This is a genomic window from Kitasatospora dryopteridis (assembly GCF_050749075.1).
In the GTDB taxonomy this organism is placed as follows: domain Bacteria; phylum Actinomycetota; class Actinomycetes; order Streptomycetales; family Streptomycetaceae; genus Kitasatospora.
The window spans coordinates 7,344,838-7,357,949 of sequence record NZ_CP192749.1; the positions used below are offsets into that span (position 1 = coordinate 7,344,838).

Sequence of the window (13,112 nt, forward strand, 5' to 3'; positions counted from 1 at the left end):
CCCGCCCAAGGATCATCGTGGTGGGAGCAGGCCTGGCAGGCACGGCCACCGCCATCAGAATGCTCCGGTTCGCCCGCCGCCCGGTCGAGATCGTCCTGCTGGAACGGCGCACCGACTACCGCTCCGCCGGAGTCGCCTACCACCGGCACGGCAACCCCTGGGACCACGTCTTCAACATCCAGGCCGGGCGGATGTCGGTGTTCAGGGAGGACGTCCTCGACTTCGTCCACTGGGCCAACCGGGAGGCCGATCGCGGAGACTGGCCCGCGCGGTGGGCCGACCACGAGTTCACCGAGCCGGGTCCGGCACCTCGGCGGATCTTCCACGACTACCTGGAGCAGCGGCTCGCCGAGGCCGCCCGGGAGGCCTATCCGGGCGTCCTGCTCACCGAGACCGACGGCGAGGCCGTCGACCTCGAACTCACCGACGACGGTGTCGACCTGACTGTCCGACTGGGCGACGGCGGCACGGAGCGCGTGCCCGCCGCGCACGTGGTTCTCGCCACCGGCCTGGAGCTGAAGGACCTGCCCTTCGCCACCGAGGTGCTCGAGCACCCCTGCTTCGTCCGCCACCCCTACTCGGCCGACGGCGTCAACAGGTTGGAGGCGCTGCCGCCCGAGGCCGACGTGGTCATCGTCGGTTCGGTGCTCAGCGCCTATGACTCGGCGGGCCTGCTCCTGCGCCGCGGCCACACCGGAAGCATCCGGCTGGTCTCCCGCACCGGGACGATGTTCCGCGCCTACCCGGGCACCCACGAGCACAGTGTCCTGAACCTCGCCTGCCCCCGCACGCTGCTGGAGCCCTACCGCAACCGCGAGGAGTTCCTCGACCGGGTCCGGACCGAGTGGACGGCAGCCTGCGCGACCGTCGCCCGCGAGTATCCGGACGTCGCCCCCGAGGTGGTCGCCGAACGGGTGGCCAAGGCCTGGGAACCCCACCTGCCCACCGCCATCGAGCGCATTCCCACACCCGAATTGCGTTCTCTGCTGGATGAGTTCGGCACTGCGATCGCTGCCCTCCGGGTCGGCGCGGTTCAGTACACCATCGAGGTCATCGAGCAGGCGATGGATCCCGGTCCCGTCCGTCTGCTGGTCGGGGCCGTCCAGGCGATCACCCCCACCGAGTGCGGCCGACTGGAGGTCACCGTCGCCACCGCCGACGAGAAACTGGCCGTCCAGGCGGACCTGGTGGTCTCCAACTTCGGTCGGGAGACCGATTACCGGCGGGTACGGGAGCCGCTGTGGCGCAACCTGCTGCGCCGCGGCCTCGCCACTTCGCACGAGCGCACCGGCCGCGGTCTCGACGTCGACCACCGCGGGGTCCTGCTCACTTCCTCCGGCGTGCCCAGCGGCCCGCTCACCGCCGTCGGCCCGTTGCGCGAGGGCGACGAGATCGTGCGCAACGGCCGCACCGGCGCCTTCGCCTTCAACCTCGCCGCCATCAAGAACCACTCCATCGCGGTCGCGGCCCACGTCATCGAACAGCTGGAGCTGCTCGAGCCGGCCTGCGACCCGGACCCGGATCCCGGTTCTGCCTCCGCTCCCGGCCGGTCCTCCGCCTCGAATCCCCGACCCGCTCGCGACATGGCCGGATCCCGCACCTCCGACGGCACGTTCGAGGAAGCGACCGACTCCGCGTTCGAGCACGCTGTGAAGCTGGAGGTGAGGAGGATGGCAACCGGCGCCCGCGCCCAGCGGGAGCGGCTCGACGCCCGCCTGGACGCTCTGATCGGCTCTCCCACCGCCTCGGACGACCCCGGACGCCGTCGCCGACTGCAGGCGGCGGTCACCCGGTCCGCCGTCCGGAAACTCACCGACGTATCGGTGACGCCGCGCCAACTGCGCCGTCACCTGGGGATCACGGACAGCGCGTACACCGACGAGGACATGGAGGACTAATTGAACGGGCGACGGATCCAGGGCTTCATGCTCACCGGTGGCACCCGCGCCACCCTTCGCGGCACCTGCAACCGCACCGGGCACCCGCAGGCGGGATCCATCCTGGTCGCCCCCCATCTGGAAGCGGGCCTGTACGACGCCATCGTCGCGGCCGACGCCGTGGTCTGCGGCGGTGGCGGGCAGACCGGACACATGCAGTCCCTGTGCCGCGGCCGCGGCATCCCGGTGCTCAGGGTCGACGAAGCCGACCTCGCCGCCCTGGTCGGCGAGGTCACCCTCGACCTGGAGAACGGGTCGATCCTGATCGACCCCGACCCGGCCACGGAGTCCGCCGCCGTACCGGACACAGCCGCCCCCACCGCTGAGAACCTCGGCGCGGCATGCGCGGTCATCGCCGACTTCCAGGACATCCGGTCCGTCAACTCGTCCGGCCCGAACGCCAAGCGCGTCGACTCGTTCTTCATTCGCGAGGAGTTCCTCTGCCTCGCCGCCGGACTCAGTCCGCTCGACGCCTTCGACGGCGGGCCCGACGAGACCGCCCGCTACGGGCAGGCCATCGCCGAACGCCTCGGCGCCTTCGTCGAGGAGCTCCTCCCCGATCAGCGCCTCATCCTGCGCCTGCTCGACATGCGCTCCGACCACGCCGCCAGCGTCACCGAGCAGTCCGCCGTCGCCGTCGAACCCAACCCCGAGCTGGGGCTGCACGGCGCCCGATGGCTGCTCGGCTCAATCCCCTACCGGGACGCCCTGCACCGGGTGCTCGACACGCTGAGCACCCGGCTCGGCGACCAGGCGGCACGCGTCCACCTCTCCGTCCCTTTTCTCAACGACGCCGACGAGTACGCCCAGTTGCGGGCCCACCTGGAACTCCCCTCCACCCTCCCGCTCTCCGCCTTCATCGAGACCCCGGCCGCTGTCCACGCCACCCCGCAGATCTGCGCCGCCGGCGCCAGCGAACTCTTCGTCGGGGTCAAGGACCTCGTCCAGTTCTACCTGGCCGCCGACCGCGGCAACCACCTGGTCGCCGACTCCTACCAGACCCGCCATCCCGCCGTCCTCGACGGCGTCCGCCGGGTCGTTGAAGCCGCCCGTGCCGCCGGCACCCCGGTCCGGGTCTTCTCCCTCGGTATTGACCTTGCCCACTACCTCAGCGAACTCCCCGTACCTGACGGCTACATGATGTGCACCGCCGAACTGATCCGGGTCCTCCAGCCCGACACCGCTCCTTTGGGATCACCATCCTGACCGGACGAAGGCAGCGGCAAGGGTGTGCTGGGCGGCGGATGGCGGGGCTGCGCCACCCGCCGGCCCCGTGGCCCGAGGAAGGCGGTCGCCCTCCCGGAATCCCGAGCCCGGCCCGGTGCCTGGACCCACGCCACGCGCGTCCGTAATCCCCTTCCACCGAAGCTTTTCTGAGTGAACGTCAAGTGCTTCCCGGCAAGGAAGCTGAGCACGTTGGGAGAAGCCCGCTCCGGAGTGCGGCCATCAATCTGGGGCACGCACGTCGCCCCGTGTGCCGCGAGCTCCCCGCCCTCCGCCCTCCGTAGGAGACCAGACTGATGACCACATACACCGCACCGTCGAGGACCGGCTCGCAGAGGCCGTTCAGCCGCCTGAACCACGGATCGCACCGTGCCGCCCTGAACGTCTTCCTGGTGCTGGTGCTCGCCCACTGGGCGGAGCACATCGCGCAGGCGTACCAGATCTGGGGCCTCGGCTGGCCGATCCCGAAGTCCAAGGGCCTCCTGGGGTACGAGTTCCCGTGGCTGGTGACGTCGGAATGGATGCATTACGGCTACGCCCTGGTCATGATCATCGGGTTGTTCCTGCTGCGCCCTGGGTTCGTCGGGCGGGGCCGCACCTGGTGGACGGTAGCGCTGGTGATCCAGTTCTGGCACCACATCGAGCACCTGCTCCTGCTCCTGCAGGCCCAGACCGGGCACTTCCTGTTCGGAAAGCCGGTGCCGACCTCGGTGCTGCAGCTGGTGTTCCCCCGGGTCGAGCTGCACCTCTTCTACAACACCATCGTCTTCGTCCCGATGGTAATCAGCATGTACTACCACCTGAGGCCCAACCGGCACGAGCTGTCCGAGATGACGTGCAGCTGCAAGCACGCTGTCCATCGCCACGATGTAGCGGCGACCGCGTGAGTGTCACCGGATCGCCGCAGTCCTTCCGGCGAACCCTCGTCCTCGGCGTCGGCGTCGTCGTGCTGCTCCTCGTCGGACTGCTGTGGATCAGCGCCCGCCAGCCGGTCCGGCTGTCGGGCGTCACTCCGGCCGACGGCAGCGCCCTCGTACAGGCCCCGAAGGAGGTCGCTCTGACCTTCTCCGGCGACGACTTCCAACCCGGATCGATCTACCTCCAGGTCAACGGGCCCGACGGCGCGCCCGTCAGCGACGGCCGGCCGCGGCTGGACGGCCGCCGCCTGATCACGCCGGTCCGGATCGATGTCCGGGGCACCTACCATGTCACCTACCGGCTCGTCCTGGGCGGCGACCGCGAAGTCTCCGGCACAACTACCTTCGGTGTGGGCACCACCGCCGACAACCCTTCCGCCGCGGCCACCGGGGACGACGGCAGCCTCACCCACTCCCACGCGGTCGGTGGTGCCTGGAACCTCCTGCTGATCTGCGTCGATGCCGTCCTGCTCCCGGGCGCCGTGCTCCTGATGCTCCGGCGCCCCCGCCTCCGCCGCCCCCGAGCACACGCCTAGTACTTGGCGCGCCTCACTCGCATTCCTGGCGCGCCATCAGGGTCTGTCCATTGAACGGCTCTGTCCCGTAATCGGTGGTGACCGGGTCTGTGCAGCCAGCGGTGTATCTCGTGTGATGTGAGCTACCGGCGGCCGATGGATAGTCGGCCGTCGAAGGCGATGTCGAAGGCCGGGAGTGCGGGCTTCCATCGCATGGTCCAGCGTCTGTCCGAACTGGAGAAACGGCGCGAACTCGGCCCAGGAGTTCTTCCAAAGCCGCACGATCATCGGGTACTTGTCGCCCCACTCCTCCTGGAACCCCAGGCACCGGTCCTCACCGGGGACAAGGCCCCATCTTCGACCGTTGCAGGTCGTCCGCCCGCCGATCGCGAGAACTTCCACCGGATCATCACCACGGCGATGCGCCGACACGGTGTCCCGCGGATCCGCCGGATCCTTGGGGAGGGGTCCCCGCTGATCGAGGCCGGCCTGCTCGACCCCGCGCTCTTGCAGCGATCGCCCTCGGCTCCGCAGTGATGATCGCGCCTGTGCTCCTGTCACCCGTCAGCCGCCTCAGGCACCTCGACGACGTGGCACCGCAGACCACCACCTGAGCACGCACAGACCGAGCCACGTAGAACCGCATCCCCGGACAGGTGACCAACCAACATGCCAACCGACGGCAACCACACGCTCCACTGCCCACGCTCCTTCAGCGGCCTCCACGGTCAGGCCCTCATCCGTAAGACCTCTCACAGTTCCATGGGCACTCGGAGCGTCCCACTCCGACACCGCACCGGCGCAACCGACGCCGGCACCGATCCGAGGTCGGCTGATCGCGCGAGCCACCGACGCGCCCTCACACGACGCCCCACGCGCAGATCACCAGCACACTGAACCCGAGTGAATGAGTGTCAGGCCGTGACAGGTGAGTACGCGTACTCATGGGCGCGAAGATCCCCGACCGCCAGGATTACGGCCATGCGGAAGATCACCCTCCCCACACCCGTCCTGGCCGCCGCGCTCGGCTGCCTGGCCCTGGCCGGCTGCGCCCCCCAGCCCGCCACCACCGCCGATCACACCCGCGCAGGAAGTGCCTTGACGGCGAAGAACGCGGCCGACGACCTGCCGGCCCCGACCGACCCCGACATACGCTTCATCACCCTGGTGGGCCGCGTCATCCAGCACTGCTCGCCCGGCGCACCGAGCGACAAGGGCGACGCAGACACCAAGGTCGACCTCGGCAGGCTGCTCCCCGCCCCGGGCGGTGAGGCACCCGGGCCCGAGAACCTGCCGGGCGCGGAACAGGACACGGGCACGCCCCTCTACGGGCCGGGCCGGACCCCGCCGGGCACCCCGAACGCCGACGGCGACATCCCCGTCCCGCTGCCTTCGGATGCCCCCGAACCGACCGGACAGACCTCTCCCGCCGGGCCGAAGCCACTCCAGGAGGTGCCGCTGACCGCCGCCGACCAGTACGCCGCCGCCGAACACGCCAAGCGCGTCCGCGAAGCATTCACCACCACCCCGAGCGGCTTCGATGCGCTGCGCGACAAGCTGACCGCCCTCGACTACCCCGCCTCCCGAATCCACCGCATGCCCGGCAACGCAGGCTCCCTCCGGGCGCGGATCGACCTGCGCTTCATGGGCAACAACCTCGCCCTCGAGATCACCAACACCACCAACGGCGTCACCGTCGAACCGTTCGGCATGTCCGAGCGGGAGGACGTGCAGGTGACCGACATCCAGCGGACACAGGCGCACACCCCCGCCTCCTGATACACGACGCCCGGCGGACCGAGAAGGAACACCCCCGCCCAGGACACGGCAGTCGGCCACGGGCGACTGTCACACCCAAGCTCGTGCCCGTCATTGCCGCCGACGGCCGCGAGCAAACCGCGCATCACAACCGTCCTCCACACGCCCGAGCGACACCCTCCCGTCCGGCCCCGGACCGACACGAAAGACAACGGACATGTCCCGCTCTGCCCGCCCCCGCCGGCACCGCATCCGTACCCTGCTGACGCCCGCCTTCGACAACTTGCCCTCCCGCGCCTACCTCGTACTGGTGGCCGCCGCGATCGGCGTCTTCCTGCACGCCGCGTACGTGACCCGGGACACCTCCTTCGCCGGGATGTGGCCGGTCCTGGTCACGGCACCGCTCGGCATCCTCGCCCTCCCGCTCCCCGCTCTCGTGTGGGACACCCCGCTCGAATGGTTCGGCCCCGTGCTCCTCACCGCCGCGGCGACTGCCGCCGGCCTGGCCAACGCCGTCATGCTCGGCCGCCTCGCCGGCACACTGCGCAGGCAGGCGTAGCACAGCCACCGGCCGGGCCAGGCACCCGATCGGTCCGCGGACCCGGCAGGGCGGCCCCACCTCGCCCGTCTTCGCGATCCCGCTGGACGACCCGGCCAGTGTGCGCACCGTCGCGCGGCTTTCCCAGGCGGTCTCCAGGGGCCTCGACGACCTCGCCCTCGGCCCGGACGGCTACCTGTACACCGTCGGCCACTACTCGGGCGAACTGCTGCACGTCGACCCGCGCGACGGCAGCCACTGCGTCCTCGCCACCGGCCTGCTCAGCCCAACCGGCGTCCGCTTCGGCAAGTTCCCGGGCGAAGATCCGCGCAAGGTCCTCTACCTCGCCCTCGCTCCGGCAGCATCCTGCGCACCCGGCTCCGCCGCCGACAGCGCGGCAAGACCCGTGGCGCAGACCGCCCGGAGCCATTGGGGACCCCACCTCGTCACCGATCTCCAGGGCCGCCGCCCCGGGCCGCCGGTGCCGGGGCGGTCCGGGCCTTGATGTGGTGGAGTCGAGGAGAAAGTCCAGAGATGAAGCCAAGGCCGGAGGCCGTCGTTTCATCATGATCGCAGGCGTGTGCTAACGTTCGATCATTGTTGTGCATGCATCTGTTCACGGGGGTTTTCCGATGCAGCTCGTACCAGAAATCGGCTCTGCCGCATCCTTCGGGTCGATGGCCGTCCGCCGGGGCGGATGACAGGCCTTCACCGTTCATTTAACAGGGAAGCGGGTCGATCTCCCGCCCTCCGCAACTGTTTCTTTCGTTGAATCCTGGCGCCGATGCCGACTGACACGGCCCGCCGGGGGGAGAACGACTGCCGACTGCCGTGCACCGTGAGTGTCCGGTCCGGTCGGTGTCGGATGGATTCGTACGTTGCCGCCCTGTGGTCCGTCATTTCCGGTTATCCGACCGGACCGGTAGGCGATCCATTCATGCCCGGAGTAATTCAGTGCCATCATTCTCGATCCTCGTTCCGTTCGTGCCGCGACGGCCCGAACAGTTGGCCACCTATGCGGCGCTGGTGCACTGGACCCGGGCTGCGCGTCTGTGGCAGGGGCAGTCGCTGACGGTCGAGGCGCACCAGGGATTCGCACATGCGGCGGGTACGGGCTTCGGCGTGCCGACGGGACTCGGCGTCAGCCTCATGCCGTTGCGTCACCCCTACGAAGCGGCCGTGCAGGCCCGCTCGTTGGCGCTCTCCACCGGGCACCCGGTGCTCGCGGGCTTCGGTCCCGGCAGTCCCTCCCTGCAGCGCGCCATGCGCGGCGAGCCCTACGCCAGCCCGCTGACCGCGGCCGAGGAGTACCTCACCGTCGTCCGCGGACTGCTGCAGGGCCGGCAGCTCGATTTCAGCGGCGAGTACTACCACTGCGCAGGCGCTCTTCCGCCCTCCCCCGCACCGGAGGTGCAGGTCGGGCTCGGGGTGCTGCGACCGGGCATGGCGCGTCTCGCCGGCCGCGTGGCGGATGCCGCCATCACCTGGCTGACGCCCGCGTCCTACCTGCGGGAGACGGTGCTCCCGGCCCTGCGCGAAGGGGCCGATGCGGCGGGCCGCCCCCTCCCCGGGGTGGTCGCGATGGTGCCGATGGCGCTGCCGCTGCCCGATCAGGACGTCGAGGCCGTCGCGGTGGCCGGCAACGGTGTGCACATGCAGGCGCCGCACTACGCCGACATGCTCAGGCGCGCCGGAATCGACGTCGGCAGCGGCGACCCCCTGGCGAACGCGCGGGCCCTGATCGAGGGCGGTGCCTTCCTGGCGGGTGAGGTCGACGAGCTCGTGGAGCAGATCAAGGCCTTCTGGAATTCCGGCGTGGACGAAGTGGTCATCAATGTGACCGGTGTTGCGAAGGTCTGCGGGGCGCAGGCGGCCATGCGCCAGATCAAGACGATCGTCACTGCGCTGAGTGGCACGGAGGAAATGCGATGAGCGGTGAGATGCGCGATCTGATGGCTTGGGCCACCGGCAGCCGGGGCCCGGGCCGGGTCATTGTCCTGGAGGATTCCAGGCATGTCGGGGAGGTGAAGGAAATGGTCGGCGCGGAGTCCGAGGTCGGCCATTACCGGATCTTCGCCCCGGGCGACCGGGCGGACGCCGACGAGAACGTGACCGGTTACGGCGGGTCCTTCCGCGAGTGCAACGCCGAGGCGTCCCTCGGGGACGACTTCTATCTTCAGGTGCAGAATTACAGCATCAGCCAGTACGTTTCCGTGATCGGGCCGACGCTGGTCCGCGTTGCGGACGAAGTGGATTTCGAGGTGTGGCTGGGGGACGCCGACACCGCCCGTGAGAAGGGCGAGTTCGCCGAATTCCTGGCGAATCCCGCGCTGCTGGTCGCGGATCTCCCGGGGCTGGGCGCGCCGCTGGACGGCGCCGGCCCGCGGCACCGGCTCTACGTCCGGGCCGGTGGCGAGGTGACGGTCTCACCGTACGGTTCGACGCTGGGAAGGTTGGGCGACGACCCGGAGGACCTGGACACCGCCTGGCAGCAGGCGAACGCCGCCGGCGCGCACCCCTGTGCCGTCACGCTCGCCACCGCCGTCCCCGAAGCGCGGCGCGCCGCGGCGCTGGAGAGCCGGCCCTGGCTCACCGAGTACCTCCTGGCCGTGGACGCGCTGCGGGACCTGCGGTCCCGCGGCGTCCTGCGGGCGCGCGTCTCCGGCTTCGGCGGACGCCTGCGGCCGGAGAACAGCGTCACCGAACCGGTTCGGACACCGGCCCGGCACCTGGTGCTGTGGACCGACGAATCCGCCTACCTCTACACCTCCGAGGGATCCCGGCTGTTCGAACTCAACCGTGCTGCCGGGGAACTCGCCGAGCTGCTCCTCTGCCAGGGATCGGTCGAGGATGCCGCCCAGTACGCCCGGCGGGCCGCGCTCCTGAAGGTGCAGCAGTTCTTCGAGCGGGCGGGGGTCGTCCTGTGACCGCGGACCTGAGGGCCGCGGTCCCCGGCCGGGCCGGTGCGCTGCTGGCCGAACTCGGCGGCAAGGCCGTGCTCCACGACCTGTACGACGAGGCGGGCGCGCCCGTCTACCACGCGATCGCGGGCACCTCGCCCCTCGAAGTGCGCGAGCTTGTCGCTGCGCTGCGCTCGACCTCCGGCCCCGTCCTCGAACTGGCCGCCGGTTCGGGCCGGCTGACGATGCCCATGCTCACCCTGGGGCGCGAGCTGGTCGCCCTCGAACTGGCGCCGGCCATGATCCGGATCCTGGAGGAGCGCCTGCAGACCGTACCCGCCGCGCGACGAAGCCGCTGCACCGTCGTCCCCGGCGACATGAGCGACTTCGACCTGGGCCGGGAATTCGGAGCGATCGTGCTCGGTGCGACCTCCGTCTCCCTGTTGGACGCGACCGGCCGGGCGGGCCTCTACCGGTGCGTCCGCCGTCACCTCGCTCCCGGGGGGAAGTTCCTGCTCACCGCGGTGGACGTGCCGGACTTCGGCAGCTCCACCACCGAGCAGGTGATGGACGTCGACGGCGCCGACGGCACCCGGTTCCGCATGTACGAGCACTGGACCGAAGGCGCCGACGTGCGCACGGTCACGGTCTTCCCCCATCCCCTCGAAACGGCAGAGCCCCTCGAAACGGCGGAGCCTCCCGTCACGGTGTGCACCACCCGGATCGGGGTCTTCCCGGTGGCGCAGCTGGAGGCCGAACTGGCGCACGCGGGACTGGTGCTGACGGACAGCCGGCCGCTCCCGCCGGCCGGCACCCACCACCACGACGTGCTGCTCGTCGCGGAGGCCGCCGCATGAGCGCCGTATGGCCCTCCCTGCTCGCCCCGAGCCGGCACGGCCGTGACGACCTGTGCGCGGTCTCGGCCCAGGGGGTGCGGGTGCGCTTCGCGGACGGCCGCGAACTGCTCTGCGGATCCAGCGGCCTGTGGAACACCGCTCTCGGGTACGGCAACGAGGCCATCGCCGACGCCATCGCCCGAGCCGTCCGCGACGCGTCGTACCTGAGTGTGTTCCGCTACGAGAACACCTACGCCCGCCGTGCCGCCGAGGCACTGGTCGACCTGTGCGGCAGCGACCACTTCAGCCGGGTGCTGTTCTCCACCTCCGGCGGTGCGGCCAACGACCTGGCGATGAAGCTCGCCCGCCAGCTGCACGCCCTGCGCGGCGAGGCGCAGCGGACCCTGGTCGTCGGTCTCCGCACGGGCTACCACGGCCTCACCTTCGGCGGCTTCGCGCTCTCCGGCGGTGACATGGGGCAGCGGATGTACGGGGTGGACCAGCGGCTGGTCCGCCACGTCGGCCCCAACGCGGTCGACGAACTGAAGGCGCTGTTCGCCCGCCAGGGCGGGCAGATCGCCGCCGTGGTCGTCGAACCGGTGCTGGGCAACGGAGCGGTGCCCCTCGACGGGGAGTTCCTCGCGGAGCTGCTGCGGCTGCGCGAGGAGCACGGCTTCCTGCTCGTCGCCGACGAGGTCGCCACCGGCTTCGCCCGTACCGGCCCCTACTTCGCCTCCAGCCGGTGGCCCCGGCAGCCGGATCTCCTGATCCTCTCCAAGGGGCTGACCAACGGCACCTGCGCCGCCGCCGCGGTCATGGTCGCCCGCGGGGTCGATGCGGCCTTCACCGACGCCGACGCGGTGTTCGTCCACGCCGAGACCCAGGCCGGCACCCCGATGACCTGCGCGGCGATCCTGGCCACGCTGGAGGAGATGCGGCGGCTGGACGCGGAGGCACTCAGCCGCCGCCTGTCCTCCCGTCTGGACGCGGGGCTGAAGTCCCTCGGCGACCGGCTGCCCCTGCTGACCGTGACCGAGGGCGTCGGCTGCTTCCGCTACCTCGGCTTCACCGCTCCCGGCGGCGGGCCCCTGACGGCGGACGACGTCGCCGACCTGGTGGCGGCCGTCCGGGAGGCCGGCGCGATCGTCCACCCCGGCCCGCAGGGCGTCCAGCTCATCCCCGCACTCACCTACACCGACGGGGACCTGGACGAACTGCTGGACTGCGTCGCCCGCGGCGCCGAGACGTTCTTCGCCACCCTCGGCACCCCGGCGGTCGGCACCCCGGCGGGAGACGGCCGGTGACCGGCGGATGGCAGCAGCCCACCCGAGTGCTGCACAGCGTGGCGGAGTTCACCGCATGGGCGGCGCAGCGGGTGTCCGGGACCTCCACGGTCCTGCTCGTGGACGCCCGTCTCACCGGGAGCGCGATCGCCTCGCTGGTCTCCCGGGCACTGCCGGTCCACGAGGTGATCCCCCTGGACGGGCCGGGCCGTCTGGAGTCCGTCGTCGAACTCGCCGACCGGCTGCGGCGCGGCCCCGGCCGACTGGTCGCCGCCGTCGGAGGGGGGAGCCTCCTGGACCAGGCGAAGCTGGCGACCGCACTGGCGGGTGACCCGGGGGTGCTTCCCCGGCTGACCGCCCCGCAGCGCAGCGGGCTGCTCCTGCTGCCGGGGGAGACCGCCCGGCCCCTGCCGCTGATCGCCGTTCCCACCACGCTCGGCACCGGCGCGGAGGTCAGTCGCGTCGCCTGTCTGCACACCGCGCAGGGCAAGCGACTGGTGGCAGGCCGTTCGCTGGCACCCGAGCTCGCCGTGCTCGACCCCCTGGCCACGGCCGGGCTGCCCGCCGAACTCGTCGTCGAGGGCGTACTGGAGGCGCTGTTCCGGGTGACCGGGGTCTGCGTGGGCGACGTGCAGGACCGCCCGGTCGAGGACGCCCTCGCCCTGACGGTCGCCGCCCAACTCCTCGCCCTGGGCTACCGGGCCGTCGACGACGGCCCGGACGACCGGGTCCGCGGAGCGGCCGCCCGGCTCAGCGCCCTCACCCACAGCGACTGGCTGCAGCTGGACCGCGAGCCCTTCGCTCTGCGGGGCTGGTACATCGCCAACGAGCTGTCCACCGCCCTCGGCGTCCGCAAGATGACGGCCGTCGCGGCCCTGCTCCCGACGCTGTTCCGGCGCACTGCGGCCGGTGACCGGCGACTGGGCTCGGCCGAACGGCTCGGACGCCTGTGGGAGGGGCTGCGTTCCGCCGCCCCCCGGCCGCTGCCCGCCGAGCCGTCGGCCGGCATCGCCGCCCTGCTGGAGCACTGGAACGTCGAGCACCGTCTGGCGGCGCACCCCGCCGACCTGGACGCGATCGCGCAGCGCACGGTCCGCGCCTGGGGAGGCGGACTGCCCGCCCTGGGCGGCCTGACGCTCGGCGACGTCCGGGCCGTGCTCGGGGACGCCGTCCGCGCACCCGGGCCCGGGGCGCACTGAGCCAC

At 71.2% G+C, this 13,112-nt stretch carries 12 protein-coding genes and 1 pseudogene; 12 read left to right on the forward strand and 1 reads right to left on the reverse strand.

Annotated elements, in window-relative coordinates:
- The first annotated feature begins 20 nt into the window (after window positions 1-20).
- The 4 genes from ACQ614_RS33270 (at window position 21) to ACQ614_RS33285 (ending at window position 4,614) form a co-directional block, all read left to right on the forward strand.
- Window positions 21-1,898 (forward strand): FAD/NAD(P)-binding protein, encoded by a 1,878-nt coding sequence (locus tag ACQ614_RS33270; RefSeq protein WP_431682760.1) that lies wholly within the window; start codon window positions 21-23, stop codon window positions 1,896-1,898.
- A 27-nt stretch (window positions 1,899-1,925) separates the two neighbouring features.
- Window positions 1,926-3,143, forward strand: a complete 1,218-nt coding sequence (locus ACQ614_RS33275) for a putative PEP-binding protein (protein WP_431684096.1) — start codon at window positions 1,926-1,928, stop codon at window positions 3,141-3,143.
- A 314-nt stretch (window positions 3,144-3,457) separates the two neighbouring features.
- A complete protein-coding gene (locus ACQ614_RS33280; protein ID WP_431682761.1) occupies window positions 3,458-4,048 on the forward strand; it encodes a hypothetical protein in 591 nt (196 codons plus the stop codon).
- The gene (locus tag ACQ614_RS33285) at window positions 4,045-4,614 is read left to right on the forward strand and encodes a copper resistance CopC family protein (RefSeq protein ID WP_431682762.1); all 570 of its coding nucleotides are present in this window, start codon (window positions 4,045-4,047) and stop codon (window positions 4,612-4,614) included. Before ACQ614_RS33280 ends, ACQ614_RS33285 begins: the two co-directional genes overlap by 4 nt.
- Before the next feature lie 122 nt (window positions 4,615-4,736).
- Here ACQ614_RS33285 and ACQ614_RS33290 read toward each other — a convergent pair.
- Window positions 4,737-4,926, reverse strand: a pseudogene (locus ACQ614_RS33290) (IS256 family transposase); the annotation flags it as partial.
- 648 nt (window positions 4,927-5,574) lie between these two features.
- Between ACQ614_RS33290 and ACQ614_RS33295 the strand changes: the two are divergent.
- The 8 genes from ACQ614_RS33295 to mpaC all read left to right on the forward strand — a co-directional run bounded on the left by ACQ614_RS33295 (window position 5,575) and on the right by mpaC (window position 13,107).
- Entirely contained in the window at window positions 5,575-6,372 is a 798-nt protein-coding gene (locus ACQ614_RS33295; protein WP_431682763.1) for a hypothetical protein, read from the forward strand.
- A gap of 196 nt (window positions 6,373-6,568) precedes the next feature.
- Window positions 6,569-6,910, forward strand: a complete 342-nt coding sequence (locus ACQ614_RS33300) for an SCO4225 family membrane protein (RefSeq protein WP_431682764.1) — start codon at window positions 6,569-6,571, stop codon at window positions 6,908-6,910.
- 100 nt (window positions 6,911-7,010) lie between these two features.
- A complete protein-coding gene (locus ACQ614_RS33305) occupies window positions 7,011-7,394 on the forward strand; it encodes a hypothetical protein (protein ID WP_431682765.1) in 384 nt (127 codons plus the stop codon).
- A 449-nt stretch (window positions 7,395-7,843) separates the two neighbouring features.
- Window positions 7,844-8,821 (forward strand): LLM class flavin-dependent oxidoreductase, encoded by a 978-nt coding sequence (locus tag ACQ614_RS33310; RefSeq protein WP_431682766.1) that lies wholly within the window; start codon window positions 7,844-7,846, stop codon window positions 8,819-8,821.
- Window positions 8,822-8,841: 20 nt separating this feature from the next.
- Window positions 8,842-9,816: a daptide biosynthesis RiPP recognition protein gene (gene mpaB, locus ACQ614_RS33315; RefSeq protein ID WP_431684097.1), complete on the forward strand. Its 975-nt coding sequence runs from the start codon at window positions 8,842-8,844 to the stop codon at window positions 9,814-9,816.
- On the forward strand, window positions 9,813-10,646 hold the full coding sequence (gene mpaM, locus ACQ614_RS33320) for a daptide-type RiPP biosynthesis methyltransferase (RefSeq protein ID WP_431682768.1): 834 nt from the start codon (window positions 9,813-9,815) through the stop codon (window positions 10,644-10,646). The genes mpaB and mpaM overlap by 4 nt, the downstream gene beginning before the upstream one ends.
- Window positions 10,643-11,929 (forward strand): daptide-type RiPP biosynthesis aminotransferase, encoded by a 1,287-nt coding sequence (mpaD, locus tag ACQ614_RS33325; protein WP_431682769.1) that lies wholly within the window; start codon window positions 10,643-10,645, stop codon window positions 11,927-11,929. Before mpaM ends, mpaD begins: the two co-directional genes overlap by 4 nt.
- Window positions 11,926-13,107 (forward strand): daptide-type RiPP biosynthesis dehydogenase, encoded by a 1,182-nt coding sequence (mpaC, locus tag ACQ614_RS33330; protein ID WP_431682770.1) that lies wholly within the window; start codon window positions 11,926-11,928, stop codon window positions 13,105-13,107. The genes mpaD and mpaC overlap by 4 nt, the downstream gene beginning before the upstream one ends.
- The last annotated feature ends 5 nt before the right edge of the window (window positions 13,108-13,112 follow it).